This is a genomic window from Sorangium sp. So ce448 (genome assembly GCF_051520915.1).
In the GTDB taxonomy this organism is placed as follows: domain Bacteria; phylum Myxococcota_A; class Polyangia; order Polyangiales; family Polyangiaceae; genus Sorangium; species Sorangium cellulosum_B.
Genome location: NZ_CP150343.1, coordinates 3,092,372 through 3,110,871 on the forward strand (window position 1 = coordinate 3,092,372; position 18,500 = coordinate 3,110,871).

The 18,500-nt window shown below is 71.5% G+C and carries 12 protein-coding genes; 5 read left to right on the plus strand and 7 right to left on the minus strand.

The features are described from left to right. The first annotated feature begins 106 nt into the window (after window positions 1-106). Window positions 107-979, plus strand: a complete 873-nt coding sequence (locus WMF45_RS11910; protein WP_437717030.1) for a helix-turn-helix transcriptional regulator — start codon at window positions 107-109, stop codon at window positions 977-979. A 55-nt stretch (window positions 980-1,034) separates the two neighbouring features. Continuing rightward, window positions 1,035-1,586 (plus strand): sigma-70 family RNA polymerase sigma factor, encoded by a 552-nt coding sequence (locus WMF45_RS11915; RefSeq protein ID WP_437717031.1) that lies wholly within the window; start codon window positions 1,035-1,037, stop codon window positions 1,584-1,586. A gap of 598 nt (window positions 1,587-2,184) precedes the next feature. On the opposite strand, the gene WMF45_RS11920 is transcribed toward WMF45_RS11915, so the two are convergent. From WMF45_RS11920 to WMF45_RS11950, 7 genes are all read right to left on the minus strand, one after another. Further along, window positions 2,185-3,495 (minus strand): multicopper oxidase family protein, encoded by a 1,311-nt coding sequence (locus WMF45_RS11920; protein ID WP_437717032.1) that lies wholly within the window; start codon window positions 3,493-3,495, stop codon window positions 2,185-2,187. A 1-nt stretch (window position 3,496) separates the two neighbouring features. Continuing rightward, window positions 3,497-4,915 carry a TolC family protein gene (locus tag WMF45_RS11925; RefSeq protein WP_437717033.1) on the minus strand — a complete coding sequence of 473 codons (1,419 nt, stop codon included), beginning with the start codon at window positions 4,913-4,915 and terminating at the stop codon, window positions 3,497-3,499. 667 nt (window positions 4,916-5,582) lie between these two features. Continuing rightward, entirely contained in the window at window positions 5,583-8,771 is a 3,189-nt protein-coding gene (locus WMF45_RS11930; RefSeq protein ID WP_437717034.1) for an efflux RND transporter permease subunit, read from the minus strand. Window positions 8,772-8,779: 8 nt separating this feature from the next. Further along, a complete protein-coding gene (locus WMF45_RS11935) occupies window positions 8,780-9,967 on the minus strand; it encodes an efflux RND transporter periplasmic adaptor subunit (RefSeq protein WP_437717035.1) in 1,188 nt (395 codons plus the stop codon). Beyond that, window positions 9,964-10,608, minus strand: a complete 645-nt coding sequence (locus tag WMF45_RS11940; protein WP_437717036.1) for a hypothetical protein — start codon at window positions 10,606-10,608, stop codon at window positions 9,964-9,966. Before WMF45_RS11940 ends, WMF45_RS11935 begins: the two co-directional genes overlap by 4 nt. Next, window positions 10,605-11,909, minus strand: a complete 1,305-nt coding sequence (locus WMF45_RS11945) for a TolC family protein (protein WP_437717037.1) — start codon at window positions 11,907-11,909, stop codon at window positions 10,605-10,607. Before WMF45_RS11945 ends, WMF45_RS11940 begins: the two co-directional genes overlap by 4 nt. 1 nt (window position 11,910) lies before the next feature. After that, the gene (locus WMF45_RS11950) at window positions 11,911-12,831 is read right to left on the minus strand and encodes a hypothetical protein (protein ID WP_437717038.1); all 921 of its coding nucleotides are present in this window, start codon (window positions 12,829-12,831) and stop codon (window positions 11,911-11,913) included. A gap of 270 nt (window positions 12,832-13,101) precedes the next feature. On the opposite strand from WMF45_RS11950, the gene WMF45_RS11955 reads away from it, so the two are divergent. The 3 genes from WMF45_RS11955 to WMF45_RS11965 all read left to right on the plus strand — a co-directional run bounded on the left by WMF45_RS11955 (window position 13,102) and on the right by WMF45_RS11965 (window position 18,466). Further along, a complete protein-coding gene (locus WMF45_RS11955) occupies window positions 13,102-14,598 on the plus strand; it encodes a sensor histidine kinase (RefSeq protein WP_437717039.1) in 1,497 nt (498 codons plus the stop codon). After that, window positions 14,595-16,010, plus strand: coding sequence for a sigma-54-dependent transcriptional regulator (locus WMF45_RS11960; protein ID WP_437717040.1), 1,416 nt, complete (start codon window positions 14,595-14,597; stop codon window positions 16,008-16,010). The genes WMF45_RS11955 and WMF45_RS11960 overlap by 4 nt, the downstream gene beginning before the upstream one ends. A 206-nt stretch (window positions 16,011-16,216) precedes the next feature. Then, window positions 16,217-18,466 carry a copper-transporting P-type ATPase gene (locus WMF45_RS11965; RefSeq protein WP_437717041.1) on the plus strand — a complete coding sequence of 750 codons (2,250 nt, stop codon included), beginning with the start codon at window positions 16,217-16,219 and terminating at the stop codon, window positions 18,464-18,466. Window positions 18,467-18,500 lie beyond the last annotated feature (34 nt).

Sequence of the window (18,500 nt, forward strand, 5' to 3'; positions counted from 1 at the left end):
GATCGACGGCGAGCTGATGGTGACGCTGATGGTGTCTTCAGACCGGACAGCACAGGGCCGAGATCTGTCTTGCGTAGGAATGCTTACGTCCAGGAGGAGAGTTGCCATGGAGGACATGTTGGGGGCGATGTGGCTCGTGTCGCCGCTCGGGCTCGCGATGATCGCGTGCGTCGCGATCGGCTTCGCGGTCACCGCGCGCGAAGCGCTGGGACGCGAGCGCGGGCTTCGCGAGGCGCGCGAGCACGCGCACGAGGACGAGGAGTCCGCCCTCATCGAGGCGAAGGAGAAGGCAGCGGAAGAGCGGGATCGATACCAGCGCCTTCTGGACTGTCATGTCGACGCGGCGCTCGCGGAGCTGAGAGTCGCCCGCGCGCGCCCCGTCCCCTGGCCAGGAAGAGTGCTCGAGTCGTTCTGCGCGACGATGCCTTCGTGGAGAAGAAAGCTGGCCGAGAGCACCGGGTTGGAACCGAGGGAGGTGGAGCGGTTGCTGAGGAGCGACCTTCCTATGACGCCCGGACTTGCCCGCCAGCTGCAGGCCTTCACCGGCACGCCTGCTCGGTACTGGGAGCGCCTGTGGCAGCTGCACGACGACTACCGGATGGACGCAGAGGAGACCGTGGTGGTCCAGGTCGGCGAGCCCGTCACCAAGCGCGAGAGCTCGGCGCGTCCCGCGTCGTCGCCGGCGCCGCCGATACCTCCCCGCGCGCTCGACGTTCCTCCGCCTGTGGTGCCGTCGCCCGAACTCGCGGCCATGAGCCCGCGCGCGAAGCTCCCGCCGCCGCCGCCGCCGCGCCTTAGGTCGCCGCTCCCTGTCCGCGCCGCCACGGGGACTGAGCCCGCCCGGCGCGCTGCCACGCTGACGAGCTTCCCTCTACAGCGTGACGAAGCCGGGCCGGGTTCCGTGAACGCTGCCGATTGGGAGGACGTAGAGCGCTCTCCGCTGAACACGACACTTCCGGGACTAGGGAGCCATGGGTGAGCGCAGCCGTGCCTCGCATTCATCATAGGGGGCGATTGCCTAAGGGGGTAAAGCCATGGATCGTCCGAATGAAGGCGAGCGCGCTGCGGCGTACGCGATCTTGTTTTGCCCGATGCTGATTCGTGCCGTGTGGGGCTGGTTAGAGAGGCTGGGGGTCCCTCGGTGCCACCGTGACGACGTCGCAGGCCAGGTCTGGCTCAACGCGTGCGAGAGCTGGCCCAGGTTCGATCCGAAGCTCGGCAGGCCGGCGCGCTGGTTGAACGCGATCACCGTACACGTTGCCTCCCACTACCACGAGCGTGCGCGACACCGCCGGGAGGAGTTGGTCGATGTGATCGATGTGCTTGATCCAGCGCCGGATGCTGCTGCTGTGATGGAGTCCGATCACGTCAGGATTAGCACGAGGGACGCAGTGAATGAGCTCGATCCAGAACTGCGATTTGTTCTCGTGGTACACGACCTGGACGGAGCTTCGATGACCCAGATAGCCCAAGAGGCGGGGTTGCCTCTCTCCACGCTTTACAAGCGACGGGCGATGGCCATCGGTGAATTGCGCAACATGATTATGCTTCGGGAAGCTGGCGAGATCTCCATCGGCCCGCGCTGACGCGCGACGCTGGCGCGCGGACGACGTGGTGCAGCTCCAAGCGTGCGACCCGCAGCGCGCCGTCAACACAGCCGGCCGACGGGGCCGCGACGGGCCGCGCTCGAAGGCCGAGCAGACGCGCTCACGCTGGCTGCACCCCGAGATCGGCAGCCTGTGTGATCAGCTTGAAGCGCCCTGGAACGCCGTGCGAAGGATCGCGCACGCGCCGGGGGCGGCGGAGCAGTGGGAGCGCGCGGCGCAGGTGCTCGGTGAGCTCGTGGAGAAGCGCCGGGCGACGGCGCCGCGCCGGTCGAGGCTGGAGGCTGCGCGCCTGGAGGCGCTGAAGCGATGGGACCGCCGATGGAGGGGGGAGGAAAACTTGCAAGCAGCCTGCGAGCCGCGTGGGAGGCGGCGGAGCACGGGAGGCACGCGGTCCCAAGCGCACGGTGAGCGTGCTGAGCATCGCCTCGCTCGTCGGGTTCATGCTCACATTCCGGTCTTGCACGAGGTGCTGCTAGGCACGTCACGGCAGCACCTGGTGCACAGGAGGGGGACGGTCGACCCAGGGTGGGCCCAAGCTCCTGCATGCCACAGCGGATTGTGCTCGTCGTCCGTCGCGCTACTTCCGTGTGCCCGGGTCGATGCCGTCCGCGCGCATCCTCTCGGCGGCGGCCGGTCCGGCGACCGTGCCGGCCGGGTGCGTGTACCAGCCGTTCGGGTCGGCTTTGCCCGGCTCGTCGCGGACCTTCAGGACCGTGAACATCCCGCCCATGTCGATGTACGAGAAGGGCCCGTCGCCACCCTTCATCGGCAGGCTGTTCGGCGGCGTCGGCATGGGCATCTCGCCCATGCCGCCCATGCCCGTGGTCCCCATGGTCATGTAGTCGGGCATCACGCGGCTCATGCGCCGGTCGAGCGTGCGGGTGTTCGCGCCGACCATGTTCGGCAGTCCATGACCCATCTGCATCATCACGTGATGGGTCATGTGGCAGTGCACGGCCCAGTCGCCCGGCTCCTCGGGCACGAACTCGATGACCCGCGTGCTTCCGACCGGCACCAGGACCGTGGTCTCCGGGTACTGCGCGGACGCGGGGACATACCCGCCGTCCGTCGCCGTGACCTGGAACGACAGCCCGTGCAGGTGGATCGGGTGGTGGTCCATTGGTCCCAGGTTCCCGAGGCGGATGCGCACGCGCTCGCCGCGGCCGACCACGAGCGGCGCCGTCGCCGGGAACGCCTTGCCGTTGAAGGTGAGCACGTTGAAGTCGCTCATCGCGTTCGGGTCCGGCCGGCGCGCTCCCGGCCTGATCAGCCACTCGTGCGTCATGAGCACGAAATCCCTGTCCACGCGCGGCCCACGAGGCTTCTTCGGATGCACGATGAACATCCCCACGCCGCCGAGCGCGATCTGGGTCATCTCGTCGAAATGTGAATGGTACATGTACGTCCCCGAGTACCGGACCACGAACTCGTAGACGTACGTTTCCCCGGGCGGGATCGGGCGCTGGTTGAGCCCCGACACTCCGTCCATCCCGTTCGGGAGCACGAGCCCATGCCAGTGCACCGACGTCGGCTCTGGCAGGCGGTTCGTGACGTAGATCCGGAGCCGGTCCCCCTCGACGGCCTCGATCGTCGGCCCGGGCGTGCTCCCGTTGTAACCCCAGGCCTCGGTCTTCAGCCCGGGCGCGAACTCGTGCTGGATCGGCTCGGCGATGAGGTGCCCCACCTTGACCCCATCCACGACCCGCCAGGGGAGCGTGCTGCCGTTGGGCGTCACGACCGCAGGCTGATTCCCCGCGCTCGCGATCCGAGCGCCGGCGGGCTGCCCCGCGGCCTGCTCGGGGCGCTCCTGCGCATGGGCCAAGCCTCGCGTGAGGAGGGCAGCGCCGGCGGCGAGGCCGCCCACATGGATGAAAGAACGTCGGTCCATCTCAGTGTCCTCCTCCGCTCTCTGCGGCTCCGGACATCGGAGCAGGAGCGATCGTGCCCATCACCTCCACGCGACGCCCGGCCAGGATGGCGTCGAAGGCGGCGCGTGAGGTCCAGTAGTCGCGTAATGCGTCCACCTGCGCGAGCTCCGCGTCGAGCTGCTCCCGGCGTGCCTGGAGCAGCTCGAAGACGCCGGCCTGCATCGCGTTGTAATGGAGCAGCGTCTGCTTCAAGACGCGCGTCCGGGCCGGGACGAGGACACGCTGGTGATGCAGGACGCGCGCATGCGCCGACGCCAGCCGGTTCTGCGCTGCACGGACCGCCGAACGCACGTCGATCGCGCGCCCGTGGTACCGCTCGAGCAGGCTGTCGAACTCCGCCGTATGCGCCATCGTGGCGCCCTGCTTCCGATCGAAGAGCGGCAGCGTGAGCCGGAGCCCGGCGCCGACCTGCCATGCCTCGTCCTCTCGCTCGCCGCGTACGCCGACGGACAGGTCCGGCAACCACCCCGCCGTGCGCGCAAGGCCGGCGCGGCCGGCTGCGGCCTCGAGCCGGCTGCGCAGCTCAGCGAGCTCGAGGCTCGCGGAGAGCGCGCGCGCCTCAGGCCGCGGCGGCATGACGAGCTTCTCGGGCGGCCGCGGGATCTCGTCCGCGATACGCCAGGAGGTCTCCGCCCCGGAGAGCCCGAGCAGCCGCTGGAGCTGCTCGCGCCGGTCGAGGAGCTCCAGCTCGATCCCGGCGACGGCGACGCGGGCAGCCTCATACCCCGCCTCCTGCGTCGCGACGTCGAGCTCCGGCACGTTGCCCGCCTCGAAGAGCGCCCGGGCGGCGTCGCGGGCAGCCGCGAACGCATCCAGGGCCCTGTTCGCTAGGGCGAGGCGCTGCTGGGTCGCCTGCGCGGCATAGAACGCCGCCCGCACGGAGTAGCCGAGCTCGACCACCGCGCCCGCAGCGCGGTAGCGCGCGGCCTCGTGATCCGCCCGCGCCGCCCGCTCGCCGAGCGGTGCCAGGATGGCCGAGGTCAGATCGAACTCGACCCCGAGCTCGACGCGCGTGTGCTCGAGCGTCCCCTGCCGCGGCGTCACCTGGACCTCGAACTCGGGGTTCGGCAAGACACCTGCTTGCACCAGGGTGCCCCGGGCCACACCGACCTCACGGAGCGTGGCGCGGAGCTCGCGGTTGTTGAGCAGCGCGACCCGCACGGCGGCGTCCGCGCTGAGCGGTCGCGAGAGCAGCGGCCGCGCGTCGCTGGTGGTCGCCGGCTCGACCTCCTCCGAAGCGATGCTCGACGGAAGGTCCAGACGAGACAGCTCGCGGATGCGGCCGAGATCGGAGGCCGCTGACGGGGCGGCGCAGCCGGCCGCTGCGGAGAGCGAGAGCCCCGCCGCGAGCAGGAGTGCGCGCCAGGGATCAATGCGCATGGCTCGGCTCCGAGGTGCTGGGCGGCGTATGGCCGTGATGGTGGCTGTGATCGCCGCCGGCGGGCTTGGGATCAGCGGCACCGGCGGGCTTGGGATCAGCGGCACCGGCGGGATGGTGACCCGCGCCGTGGTGGTGATGACCATGGCCGTGAGCAGGCTGGGTGTCTGTCGTCGCCCCTGGAGCGAGCCCAACCCACCCGCCGCTCGGCTCGCCGGGCAGCGGAGGATCTTCGGCGAGGGCGATGCCGACCTGCGGAGCAGGAGCCTCCGCGCCCGCCGGCGAGGCGGGGGACGAGGCCGGGAAGCTCGCCGGGACGCTGCGCGGCGCACAGCCGGCGAGGACGGCCGGGAGCAATACGAAAGCGAGTGTCCTCTCGATACTCGATGTGTTTGTCAGAGCGTTCCACCACGACATGATCGTTCCTCCTGAAGAGCTCATCGCCGGGAGCTCGGTCAGCCAGGTACACAGGTCGTCAACGCGCGCCTGGTTCCAGGCGGACGGCCGTGAGCGCTCTGCTTCCGGGCTGCACTTCGCAGACGCGGGGAACCCGGCGGCATTACACCGCCAGCTCGATCCGTCGGACTGCGCCCGGGCGAGCGATGAGAGAGAGCCGTAACCGAAGCGCCCGCCCGGTCGATGTGTCGGCCCGGTAGCGGAGGCTCCGTTTCAAGGCGCTCCGGCGCAGACCCCACGCTCCACGGCAACACTCCCGCATTCATGCGGCGCCGCACCGGCGAGGTCGGCCTGGGCGCCGCCCGCGCTGTCCCGGGCGCGCGCCAGACGCTCAGCGGAGCTGCGGCCAAACTTCAGGAACACCGCCGGCGTGACGACGATGTCGAGCAGCGTCGACGAGAGCAGGCCGCCGAGGATCACGACCGCCACAGGCTGCAGGATCTCTTTGCCCGGCTGGCCCTTGGACAGCGCGATGGGCACGAGCGCCAGGGCGGCAGTGAGCGCGGTCATCAGCACCGGAACGAGGCGTTCCAGCGAGCCGCGGACGATCATCTCCTCGCCGAACGACTCGCCCTCTTCCTTCATGAGGTGGATGTAGTGCGAGATCATCATGATGCCGTTGCGCGAGGCGATGCCGCAGAGCGTGATGAACCCGACGAGGGTCGCGACCGAAAGGACCCCGCCGGTGAGCACGACGGCGAGCACCGAGCCGACCAGAGCGAGCGGGATGTTCAAGAGGATCTGGAGGGCCACGGTCCACGAGCGGAACTGGGAGTACAGGACCACCAGCATCCCCGCGAGGCTCGCGATCGAGAGCCATCCGATCAGCCGCGACGCCGAGCGCTGGCTCTCGAACTGCCCGCCGTACGTCGCGTAGTAGCCCGGCGGCTTCGGGATCGCGTCCACGGCGCGCTGGATATTGCTCACGACTTGCTCCAGATCGCGCCCCGCCACGTTGGCCGAGACCACGATGCGCCGCTGCGTGTCGTCGCGGCTGATCTGGTTCGGCCCCATGCTCTCCGTCACGTCGGCGAGGTCGGCCAGCGGCACCTTCGCGCCGCTGGGCGTATCGACGAGCGTGCGCCGCAAGGCGCCCGTGTCCTCGCGGAGCTCCGGCGGGTACCGCAGCACCACATCGATGGTCCGCTGCCCCTCCAGAAGCTGTGTGACGGTACCGCCCGCGAGGGCGAGCTCGAGCATCTCCGAGAGCTGACCCGCGTTGACCCCGAGCTGCGCCGCGCGCTCTCGGTTCACCTTGATGGCGATCTGCGGGATGAGCACCTGCTGCTCGATCTGCAGGTCCTTCACCCCGGCGACGCCCTGCATCGCATCGCGCGCCGCCTTCCCGAGGCGCCGCAGCTCGCCGAGATCCTCGCCGAAGATCTTCACGGCCACCTGCGCACGGACGCCCGAGAGCAGGTGGTCGAGCCGGTGCGAGATCGGCTGGCCCACGTTGATCGCGACGCCGGGGATCTTGTCGAGCTGGTCGCGGATGTCGCCGAGGATCACCTCGCGCTCGCGCTCGGACGCCCGGAGATCGACGTCGATCTCCGAGTAGTGGACCCCCTCCGCGTGCTCGTCCAGCTCGGCTCGGCCGGTCCGCCGCCCGGTCGACACGACCTCGGGGACCTCGTGGATCAGCTGCTCGGCGAGCGTGCCGAGGCGACTCGACTCGGCGAGCGACGTGCCCGGCCTGGCGATGACGTTCACGGTGAGCGTCCCCTCGTTGAACGGCGGGAGGAACTCGCCGCCCAGGAACGGCACCGTCGCCGCGGCGGCGAGGACCAGCGCGCCTGCCGCCGCCATCACGGCCCCAGGGTGCCGCAGCGACGCCGCGAGCACGCGCCGGTCCGCGGCCTTGAGCTTGCGCACCAGCCAGCCGTCCTCGTGGCTCATGCGCTTCATGGACGGCAGGAGATACGAGCAGAGCGCGGGAGTGACCGTCAGGGATACAACCAGCGACGCAAGGATCGACACGATGTAGGCGACCCCGAGCGGAGCGAAGAGCCGCCCCTCGATGCCGCTCATGGCGAACAGGGGGACGAAGACCAGGACGACCAGGATCGTCGCGAAGACGATGGAGCTCCGGACCTCGCTCGACGCGTCGCGGATGACGTCCATCGCCGGTCGCGGCGAGGCGAGCGCCCTGTTCTCGCGCAGGCGCCGGAACACGTTCTCCACGTCCACGATGGCGTCGTCGACGAGCTCGCCGATCGCCACCGCGAGACCGCCGAGCGTCATCGTGTTGACCGACAGGTCGAAGGCCCGGAACACGAGCGCGCTCACGATGAACGAGAGCGGGATGGCGGTCAGCGTGATCGCGGTCGTCCGGAAGTTGAGCAGGAACAGGAAGAGGACGATCGTGACCAGGATCGCGCCGTCGCGTAGCGCCTCGACCACGTTGTGGACCGCGCTCTGGATGAAGGTCGCCTGCCGGAAGAGGCGCGGGTTGATGGTGACGCCCGCGGGCATCGACCTCTGCAGCTCGGCCACGGCCTTGTCGATGCTGCCGGTGAGCGCGACGGTGTCGGCGCCCGGCTGCTTCTGCACCGAGAGGATCACGGCGGGCTTGCCGTCGATCGACCCGTCGCCGCGCTTGATGCGCGCGGCCTCTTGCACCGTGGCGACCTGCGCCAGGGTCACCGGCGTCCCGTTCCGCATGGCGATGACGGTCGCGGCGATGTCCGCTTCGGTCCGGGCGCGGCCGAGCGTCCGCACGAGGAACTCCAGCCCCCGCCGGTCGACGTAACCGCCGGTGCTGTTGGCGTTCGCGCCGGTCAGGGCGCGCGAGATCTCGTCGAGCGACACCGCCGCGGCGGCGAGCTTGGCCGGGTCGACGGTGACCTGGATCTGGCGGACCTCGCCCCCGATGGGGATCACCTGCGCGACCCCCGGGATCGTGAGCAGCCGCGGCCGGATCACCCAGTCGGCCTGGGTCCGCAGGGTCATGGGAGAGACCCCATCGCCCTGCACCCCGATCAGCAGGATCTCCCCCATGATCGAGGCGACGGGCCCCATCTGCGGCGTGACGCCCTTCGGGAGCTGCTCCGTCACCGTGGCAAGGCGCTCGGCGACGAGCTGTCGGTCGCGGTAGATGTCCGTGGACCAGTCGAACTCGACGTACACGACGCTCAGGCCGACGCCCGAGGTAGAGCGCACGCGCTCGACCCCGGGCGCGCCGTTCATCACCCGCTCGAGCGGCACCGTGACCAGCGTCTCCACCTCCTCGGGCGCAAGCCCCGGAGCCTCGGTCATGAGGGTGACCGTCGGCCGATTCAGATCAGGAAAAACGTCGATCGGGAGCTTCAGGAGCGAGTACGTCCCGTAGACGAGCACCAGCGCCGCCGCGGCGATGACGAAGAGGCGGTTCCTGAGGGAGAAGCGGATCAGGGTTTCGAACATGGTTGCTGCTAGCCCCCGGCGGCGAGGAGGACGGCCATGGCGCCGTCGACGACCACGCGCTCTCCCGCCGTCACGCCCGCGGTGATCCCGATCGCACCGGCGGACTTCGGCCCGATCGCGACCGCGCGCAGCTCGAACGTCTCGGGGCCGATCTTCACGACGACCGTGGGCGTGCCGCTGCGATCGAGCAGCGCCGAACCCGGGACCACGACGCTCTCGACGGGCGCGCTCCCCGCCATGCCGATGTTGACGAGCGCGCCGACGCGCGCGCGCCGGTCCTTGTTGTCGAACTCGAAGAGCGCCTGGACGGTGCGGGTCGCCGGGTCGACCAGCGACGCGACGGCGAGGCGTCTGGCCTCGAAGCGCGCTGCGGGATCCGTGACGAGCGTCACCTCCGCGCGATCGCCCGCGAGGCGCGCCGCGTCCGCCTCCGGGATGCGCACGTCGACCCAGAGCGCCGCGAGATCGACGACGCGCCAGAGCTCGGTCCCCTCCGCGACCTGGGCGCCCGGGCTCACGCGGCCGGAGACCACCGTGCCGTCGATCGTCGCGCTGAGCCGCTGCGTACCCGCCCCACCCGAGAGCACCCCGACGTCCGCCCGGGCGCGCGCGACCTCGGCCCGTGCGACTTCCACGTCGGCCTCGGCGGCCTGGATGTCCTTCTCGGCGACGATCCCCTTGAGCTCGCGGCGTCGTGCGAGCTCGCGTTCGGCCAGGCCGAGCCGCGCCTCGGCGGCGGCAACCCGGGACGCGGCGTCGCTGCGCGACAGCCCGAGCTGCGCGCTCTCCGCGCCGCCCAGGCTCGGCCGGAGCGTCGCGAGGAGCTGCCCCTTCTTCACGTCGTCGCCGAGCCGGAGGAACCCGCCCTCGGGCGGGAAGAGCCGTCCGGACGTCGGGGCCACGACGGCCAGCTCGCCCGCGGGGCGCGCGACCACGGTGCCGATCTGCCCGATGCTCGTGGCCAGCGCGCCGCGCTTCGCGCGCTCGGTGCGCAGCCCGAGCAGGAACTGGGTCTCGATCGGCACCCGCGCCACGTTCGGGTCTGCCGCGGCGCTGGCTGCGGGCTTTGCGGGCACGCTGTGGTCCTCGCCGCCGTGCGCATCGGCGCGCTCCCCGAGGCCCGTGACCGCGAGGGCCGAGGCGATGGCGAGCGCGGCGGTGATGGCGCTGACGGTGAGCGGTCGTGCGCGGTTCACGCGGCCTCCTGCGGGAGCGCCGAGGGATCCTCGGGGCGACGGGTGGCGGCAGGCGGCTTCCGCCTCGAGCGACGCCCGAGCGCATACCCGATCCCGCCGCTGAGCACGGCCAGCGCTCCCGCGGCCGCCGCCAGACCGCCGAGGGGCACCTCCCGGCCCGGCGTCATCCCGGTCGGCGCGGCGGCGGGCGCGATGGCGCCGAAGCGCAGGTCGCCGACGAGCACGAGGTCGAAGGCGTCCCCGGCCTCGACCGACACGACCCCGTTGGCCGTTGCTCCTTCCGGGGCAGCGGGGAGCGTGACCTCATAAACGCCGGCGGCCGCCGTCTTCCCCGCGTCCGCGGCGAACGTCAGCCCTCCCTTCAGCTCGAGGCGGACACGCGCGCCGGAGACCGGCGCGCTGGAGTCGGCCCGAGCGACGTAGAGGCGCGCGGGCGACGGTCCTTCTGCCTTCTTGGCCGGGTACTTGATGACGACCGAGAACACCGCCGTTTCCCCGGACACGACGTGCTCTGTCCCGGTGCTCGCGGCGGTCGGCGCGGCGGGCGCAGCGTGATCCTCGCCGCCGTGCGCGGAGGCGCGCGGGGCCGACGCAACCATCGCGAGCGCCACGGCACAGGCGAGGTGCTTCTTGTGCATCATGGTTCTTCTCCGAGCGCGCGGGACAGCTCCGCGCGGGCTTTCAGGTAGGCGGCGCGCGCCTCGAGGATCTGGACGCGCGCGCGGGCGACGCGCTCGGCGCGGGCGAGGGTGTCGAACAGATCGATCTGCCCTGCTGCGTAGCCCTTCTCGACCATCGCCTGCGCCTCGTCGAGCCGGGGAGCGATGGCCTGCCACCGCGCGAGGGCCACCCAGCTCGCGTCGACCGCGGACCTCGCGCGTGTGACCGCTGCGCTGATCTGCCTGGCAGCCACCGCGCCCTGCTCGCTGGCGGAGCTCGCGTCGGCGAGCGCGCGGGCTCGCTCGGCCTGGTTCCGGTCGAAGAACGGCAGCGGCACGGACAGCGTGATCTGAAGCTGCGTGCGCTCGTGCCGGACGCCGGTCGCCCCGTCCGGGCTGGCCAGGGCGGCATCGCGCTCTTCCCGCCCCACCTCGACCCCGAGGCCCAGCGTGGGCTCCGGGAGCGCGGCGCGTGCGGCGAACGCGCGCCGTGCCTCGGCCTCTCCCGTCCGAGCCCGCCAGAGCCCAACCTCGGGCCGGCGGCGGAGCGCGGCGGCCACGAGCACGTCGCGGCCACGGGCGTCTGGCGGCCGGACCGGCGCCTCCGCGACGCGGAGGGACGAGGGCTCCGCTGCGGCGATGAGCGCCCCGAGCCGCGCCTGCGCGCGCGCGAGCTCGGCCTTCGCGCCGGCGAGCTCGGTCGTCGCACCGGCGCTCTCGGCGCTGGCCAGGATCGCGTCGAGATCCGACCGCTCACCGGCGCGGGAGGCCGCCGCGGTGCCAGCGGCAATGCGCTCGAAGACCCGGTCGAGCTCGGTCCAGACGGCGAGCACGCGCTGCGCTCGCTCGAGCGCGATGAACGCCTCGGCCGCCTCGGCGAGCCCGTCGAGCTTCAGCGCCGCCCCCTCCAGCTCCGCGACGGCGACCTTGTGCTGGCCGGCGCGCGCCGCTGTGGCCGCGACCCCGAAGACGTCGAGCTCTTGCTCGATGCCGACCGAGAAGGTCCGGTCCTCCGGGTGTCCGAACGGTGCGCCGAGATCGACGCCCCCCGTGAGCACGGGGTTCTTGCGGGGCCAGCGCCCCGCGCCGGCCACTTCCGCGCGTGCAGCGCGCGCCCCCTGGTTCGCCTCCACGGTCGCGGGGGACCGCGCGGCGGCGCGTGCCTTCACCTGGGCCCACGTCAGCGTCTCGCCGCGGGCGCCCGACGCGGGCACGAGCGTCAGCGTTGCAGCGAGGGCCGCGAACATCGCGTATCGGGTCCGGTGCGGCCGCCGGGTCGTCATCTCAGTGCCCCGCGTGGTCGTCGTGCCCCGCGTGATCGTGCCCCTTTTGGCCGTCGTGCCCCGCGTGGCCTTCGAGGTGGAACGCGAACCGGAGCGAGGTCGCGGTCCCTCCGGCCGGCGTGATGCCGAGCACCCCGTCCACGTGCTCCTGCTTGATTGGGTCGATCTTGCCCCGTAGCACATCGGCCTTCTCGTCGTAGGCGAGCTGGGTCTCCTTCGCCCCCGCGACGACGGGCCGGAGGCTCGCCGTGACGCCCTTCGCGGAGCGAGGCTTCTCGGCCGAATCCAGCATCCAGACCGTGATGTCGCCGGTCTTCTCGAGCTTCACCTCGACATGGCCGCCTGCGAGCGACTGGACGACGCCGCCATGGGGCGAGCCGTGGGCGTGGTCGCCGGCCGGATGGCCGGCGGGCGCGTCGGCGAAGGCCGCCGTCCCGCTGGCCGGCACCGTGAGCGTCATCTTCATCGGCGCGCCGCGGACCTTCAGGTCCCAGGTGTAATCCCCGTTGTCCGGCGCCGGGCCCTTGGCCGAGAGCGAGCCCTTCGCCTCGTTCGGCGCGAGCGTCAGGGTCTGCTTCTCGCCCTTGCCCTTGGGCTCGATCGTGATGGTGCCGGAGACGTCCTTCGGCGGGATCGGCGTCCGGATCGCGTCGCTGACGTAGAGGTCGATGGCGCCGTCCGCCCCGACCACGACCTCGACGTGGTTGTCGCCCTCCATGGTGACCAGGCCTCCGTGACGAGCGTTGTGATCCGCGTGGGGGCGCGTGCTCGCGGCGCGGTCCTGGGGCGCATTCGTGGGGGGCGGCGCCGCGGCGGGAGCCTGTGTCGAGGCGGCGCTTTCGTGGTGGTGGCCAGGTGTCTCCTTCGTGGAGCAGGCCACAAGCGGGATCGAGACGAGCAGAGAGAGAAGGATTTGGCGCATCGTGCTTTCCTGGAGCCGAGGTTGTTGCCCTGGCGAGCACAGGCCTGAGCAACGAGCGCGCCAAGCGGTCGCGCGCCTGGATCCCGGGTTTCTGGGCGGGGTCCGGTCCTCGCGGTGACCTCGACGGTCACGATCTTGTGACCGCATCGGTCACAAACCGTCCCCCCGCCGGGGCGGGGCCGGCGTTGGCCGGGCCTGATCGGCGGGTCAGCGCGCCGGTCAGCACTCGATTGCGGCCCCGGTACGCGGCTTGCGAGGATGCACCCGTCCATGGCTCCGCCTCCCGCTCCACAGCGCCCGTATCGACTCCGCCGCCGGCTGCTCCTGGTCATCAGCCTCCTCGTCGCCCTGGTCGCCGTGAGCGGCGTCGCCACCGTGCTCACCGGCCTCGCGTCCCGCCGCGCGATCCTGGAGGCCCACGACCTCGAGGTGGCCTCCCGCCGGGCTGCGCTCCTCAGCGTCACCGCGCGCGAGCAGTACATCCACGAGGCCCACACGATCATCCTGCGCGACCGCTCCCACGTCGCGCACCACGACGCCTGGGTGAGCGAGCTCGGCACGACGCTCGCCGAGCTACGCCCCGGCCTCGACGCCGAGACGGCCACGAAGCTCGACGATATCGGGAAGACGAGCCACGAGCTCAGCCAGCTCTTCTCCACGGCCATCCTCCCCGCCATCGATCGGCAGGACTGGCACGAGGTCCACCACGCGCACGACCGTGCGAACGCCCTCGTCGACCGGATGACAGCACATGCGGACAGCCTGGCGCGTCACTTCGACGAGCGCGCCATGGCCGCGGAGCAGCGAGCTGAGCAGTTCATCCGGTTCGCTTTGATCCTCGCGACGGCCGTCTGCGCGCTCGCCGCGGCGCTCGCCTTGATCGCCGGGCGCAAGCTCTGGCGCTCGTTCTCCACCCCGCTCTCCTCGCTCGAGCGCGTCGCCGGGCGCGTCACCGCTGGAGATCGCAGCGCCCGCGTCGAGCCGGTGGCGGCCGTGGAGCTCGCGGCGGTCGCCGACGCGTTCAACCGGATGCTGGACGCGCTGACGCGCACCGAAGCCGAGCTGGTCGCCTCGGAGCGGCTGGCGGCGATTGGCCGCGTCGCCGCGGGCGTCGCGCACGAGATCAACAACCCCATCGCCGTGATCCGCGGTTACGTGAAGACGATGGCAAAGGAGGCCGAGAAGCCCGAGCTCCGCGAGGAGCTCTCGATCCTCGACGAGGAAGCGGCGGCCTGCCAGCGGATCGCGGAGGAGCTGCTCATGTACGCGCGCTCTCCGATCCTCTCGCCGCGCCCCGTGCAGGTCGAGGAGCTCCTCAGGGACGCAACCTCGCACTGCGACGGCGGGCCGGGGCGGCGTGACCAGGGCCCGCTCGTGGACGCCGAACCAGCCTTCATCAACGTGGATCCGCTCCGCATCCGGCAGGTCATCGTCAACCTCGTGACCAACGCGCGCGAGGCGACCTCTGGACCCTCGGAACGTGATGAGATCCTCGTGCGCGGAAGGCGGCAGGACGATGGTTACCGGATCGAGGTCCTGGACCGGGGAGCCGGTGTTCCCGAGGAGGCGCGCGAGCGGCTCTTCGAGCCGTTCTTCACGACCCGCCGCGACGGCACCGGCCTCGGCCTCGCGGTCTGCTATGGTCTGGTGACCGCGCACGGCGGGACCATCCGGGCGGAGCCCAGGCCGGGAGGCGGGTCCCAGTTCGTGATCGACTTGCCGGGCGTCCTCATCGAGGAAGCAAGGGAGAGCCAGGAGCGCGGATGAAGCCGACAGTGCTCGTCGTCGACGACAAGGCGAACATGCTGGCGCTGCTCTCCAAGGTGCTCGGCAAGAGCGCCAAGGTCCTGACGGCGCGGGGCGTGCGAACGGCGCTCCAGATCCTTGAAACCGAGCCGGTCACAACCGTCGTCTGCGATCTGCGCATGAACGACGGGGACGGGCTGGAGGTGCTCCGGGCAGTGCGCGCGCGCTGGCCCGGAGTGCCCTTCATCCTGATGACCGCGTATGCGTCGGTCCCGACCGCAGTCCAGGCCATGCGCGAGGGCGCCTATGATTACGTGACGAAGCCGTTCGACCCGGACGAGCTGCGCGCGCTGGTCGAGCGGGCCATGGCGCAGGCCGCGGTGCTGAAGGGCGAGCAGGACGCGCCGGAAGCGCGCGGCTTTGCGGGCATGACGGGGGGGTCGCCCGCGATGCGGGTGCTCTACCAGCTGATCGAGCGCGTGGCGCCGACGGACGCGACCGTGCTCATCCTGGGCGAGACGGGCACCGGGAAGGAGCTCGTGGCGCGCGCCATCCATGAGCACTCGTCCCGCGCGTCGCACCGCCCCATTGCCGTCAACTGCGCGGCCATCCCCCGTTCGCTCATCGAGAGCGAGCTCTTCGGCCACGCGCGCGGCTCGTTCACGGGCGCGGCCACGGACCGGGCGGGGCTCTTCGAGGAGGCGCACGCGAGCACGCTGTTCCTCGACGAGATCGGCGAGCTCAGGCCGACGGTCCAGGCGAAGCTCACGCGCGTGCTCGAGGAGCGGGCGGTGCGGCGCATCGGCGAGTCGCGCGAGCGCAAGGTGGACGTGCGGCTCATCAGCGCAACGCACCGCGACCTCCGGGCCATGGTCAAGACGGGCGCCTTCCGCGAGGACCTGTGGTTCCGGCTCAACGTCTGCGTCGTCGAGCTGCCCCCGCTGCGCGAGCGCGCAGAAGATATCCCGTTCCTGGCGCAGCGGTTTCTCGCCGAGCGAGCGCCGCAGTCGCGCTCGTCCGCGACCGGGTTCTCGGCAGCGGCGATGAGCGCGCTCCAGATGTACCGGTGGCCTGGCAACGTGCGCGAGCTCAAGAGCGCCGTCGAGCGGGCGCTGGTCATCGAGACGACGAGTGAGATCCGCCTCGAGTCGCTGCCGTCCGAGGTGCAGGGGACGAGCCCGCTCCGGCTCACGAGCTCGAGCGACGTGGACCTCGCTCAGCTCTCGTATCGGGAGGCGGTCGACGCGTCGCGCGAGGAGATGAACCGGCGCTACCTGGAGGCCGTGATGCGCCGCTTTCGCGGCGACGTGCTGAAGGCCGCCGCCCACGCGGGCGTCGAGCGGGAGAGCTTCTACCGGCTCCTCCGCCGCTGCGGCCTCTCCGCGGACGACTTCCGCGAAGAGCGCCGGGGCACGGACGGCTCGAAGAACTGAGCGGGGCATTCCCCGCGAAAACATGGGCGAGCTGGCGCCTCGAACGCCGGAGGCCAATTGACCTGTTCGCCCGCCATCGCGGGCGTCATTGGGCACCGCCTGCTGCGGGAGCTCCGGGCGGCCGCGCGAAGCGACAAGCGGCGCCCGCGGGGTGCTCGGGATGTAAGAAGTCTGAACCGCGATCGTCGGCGGGGGAGGGAGACGACATGAACCACGGGCATCACCACGACCACGGCCACCCTCACGAGCACGGCCGCCCTGCTCCTGCCGACCTGGACCGAGCGCAGACGAAGGATCCGGTCTGCGGGATGGCCCTGGAGCCGCTCGAGCCGGCCCAGGCGACGCGCGTCGAGTACGTCTGCCCGATGCACCCCGAGGTCGTCCGCACGGAGCCGGGCTCCTGCCCGATCTGCGGGATGGCCCTCGAGCCGCGCACGGTGACGCTCGAGGACGCGCCGAACCCGGAGCTCGCGGACATGTCCCGGCGCTTCTGGATCAGCGTCCCGCCGAGCCTCGTCGTCCTCGTGCTGGGGATGTCCGAGATGATCCCGGGCCAGCCGGTGCAGCTGCTCCTCGACCGCTGGCTCGTCTGGATCGAGCTCGCCCTCACCATGCCCGTGGTGCTCTGGTGCGGCGCTCCGTTCTTCGAGCGCGGCTGGGCCTCGATCAGGACTCGGCACCTCAACATGTTCACCCTGATCGCCATCGGCACGGGCGCCGCCTACGCGTACAGCGTCGTGGCCACGCTGGCGCCGGGGATCTTCCCCCACGCGATGCGCCACGGCGGCGCGGTCCCGGTCTACTTCGAGGCGGCCAGCGTCATCGTCTCGCTCGTGCTGCTCGGCCAGGTACTCGAGCTCCGCGCCCGCAGCCGGACGAGCAGCGCGCTCAAGGCGCTCCTCGGCCTCGCCCCCAAGACCGCCAGGCGCATCGGCGCGGACGGCCGCGAAGAGGACGTCTCTCTCGAGCTCGTGCAGCCAGGCGACCGGCTGCGCGTGCGGCCGGGGGAGAAGGTGCCGGTCGACGGCGAGGTCCTCGAGGGGAGCAGCGCGGTCGACGAGTCGATGGTCACGGGCGAGCCCATCCCGGTCGAGAAGACGCCCGGCACCCGCGTGGTCGGCGGCACCGTCAACGGCACGGGCGGCTTCGTGATGCGGGCCGATCGCGTCGGGCGCGACACCCTGCTCGCCCGGATCGTCCAGATGGTGGGCGAGGCCCAGCGCAGCCGCGCCCCCATCCAGCGCCTCGCGGACGCCGTCGCCGCGTACTTCGTGCCCGCCGTGATCGCGATTGCGGCGCTGACCTTCGTGGTCTGGCTGCTCGTCGGGCCGGAGCCCAGGCTCTCCCACGCGCTCGTCAACGCGGTGGCCGTGCTCATCATCGCGTGCCCGTGCGCGCTCGGCCTCGCCACGCCCATCTCGATCATGGTCGGTACGGGGCGCGGCGCGACGGCCGGTATCCTGATCAAGAACGCCGAGGCGCTCGAGACGTTCGAGAAGGTCGACACCCTCGTCGTCGACAAGACCGGCACCCTCACCGAGGGCAAGCCGATGCTCGCCTCCGTGGCGACGCTGGGCGACCTCCCGACGAACGAGATCCTCAGGCTCGCGGCGAGCCTGGAGCGCGGGAGCGAGCACCCGCTCGCGAGCGCGATCGTCGCCGGGGCCCTCGAGCAGAAGCTCGAGCTCCTGCCGGCAGAAGGGTTCCGGTCGATCACGGGCAAGGGCGTGGTGGGCACGGTGGCCGGGCGCTCGGTCGCGCTCGGCAACCTCAAGCTCTTCGAGGAGCTCGGTATCCCGCCGGATGATCTCCCGCGTCGAGCCGAGGAGCGCCGGCAAGAAGGCCAGACGGCGATGCTCGTGGCGGTGGATGGCAAGGCGGCCGGCATCGTCGGCGTGGCCGACCCGGTGCGCGCCTCGACCAGCGAGGCCGTCCGTCTCCTCCGCGAGGAGGGCATTCACCTGATCATGCTCACCGGCGACAGCCGCACGACGGCGGAGGCGGTCGCCCGGAAGCTCGGCATCGAGCACGTCGAGGCCGAGGTGTTGCCCGATCAGAAGGCCGCGGTTGTGAAGCGCCTCCAGGCCGAAGGCCGCATCGTGGCGATGACGGGCGACGGCATCAACGACGCGCCCGCGCTCGCGCAGGCGCACGTCGGCGTCGCCATGGGCACCGGGACTGACGTCGCCATCGAGAGCGCCGGGATCACGCTCGTGCGCGGCGACCTCCGCGGGCTGCTACGCGCGCGGAAGCTCAGCCGGGCGACGATGCGCAACATCCGACAGAACCTGTTCTTTGCGTTCGTCTACAACGCGCTCGGCGTGCCGGTCGCGGCGGGCGTTCTTTACCCGGTCCTCGGGGTGCTGCTCAGCCCGATGCTCGCCAGCGCCGCGATGAGCCTGAGCTCGGTGTCCGTCATCGGCAACGCCCTCCGGCTGCGCCGGGTCGAGCTCTGATCGAACCGCCGACGTCAGCGTTCCCGCACCTCAC

What these genes read in the sequence shown, in the direction of transcription:
- WMF45_RS11940 (WP_437717036.1), bottom strand. Translation starts at nt 10,608, where the DNA reads ATGATGCACAAGAAGCACCTCGCCTGTGCCGTGGCGCTCGCGATGGTT.
- WMF45_RS11920 (WP_437717032.1), bottom strand. Translation starts at nt 3,495, where the DNA reads ATGGACCGACGTTCTTTCATCCATGTGGGCGGCCTCGCCGCCGGCGCT.
- WMF45_RS11930 (WP_437717034.1), bottom strand. Translation starts at nt 8,771, where the DNA reads ATGTTCGAAACCCTGATCCGCTTCTCCCTCAGGAACCGCCTCTTCGTC.
- WMF45_RS11910 (WP_437717030.1), top strand. Translation starts at nt 107, where the DNA reads ATGGAGGACATGTTGGGGGCGATGTGGCTCGTGTCGCCGCTCGGGCTC.
- WMF45_RS11965 (WP_437717041.1), top strand. Translation starts at nt 16,217, where the DNA reads ATGAACCACGGGCATCACCACGACCACGGCCACCCTCACGAGCACGGC.
- WMF45_RS11960 (WP_437717040.1), top strand. Translation starts at nt 14,595, where the DNA reads ATGAAGCCGACAGTGCTCGTCGTCGACGACAAGGCGAACATGCTGGCG.
- WMF45_RS11945 (WP_437717037.1), bottom strand. Translation starts at nt 11,909, where the DNA reads ATGACGACCCGGCGGCCGCACCGGACCCGATACGCGATGTTCGCGGCC.
- WMF45_RS11925 (WP_437717033.1), bottom strand. Translation starts at nt 4,915, where the DNA reads ATGCGCATTGATCCCTGGCGCGCACTCCTGCTCGCGGCGGGGCTCTCG.
- WMF45_RS11955 (WP_437717039.1), top strand. Translation starts at nt 13,102, where the DNA reads ATGGCTCCGCCTCCCGCTCCACAGCGCCCGTATCGACTCCGCCGCCGG.
- WMF45_RS11950 (WP_437717038.1), bottom strand. Translation starts at nt 12,831, where the DNA reads ATGCGCCAAATCCTTCTCTCTCTGCTCGTCTCGATCCCGCTTGTGGCC.
- WMF45_RS11915 (WP_437717031.1), top strand. Translation starts at nt 1,035, where the DNA reads ATGGATCGTCCGAATGAAGGCGAGCGCGCTGCGGCGTACGCGATCTTG.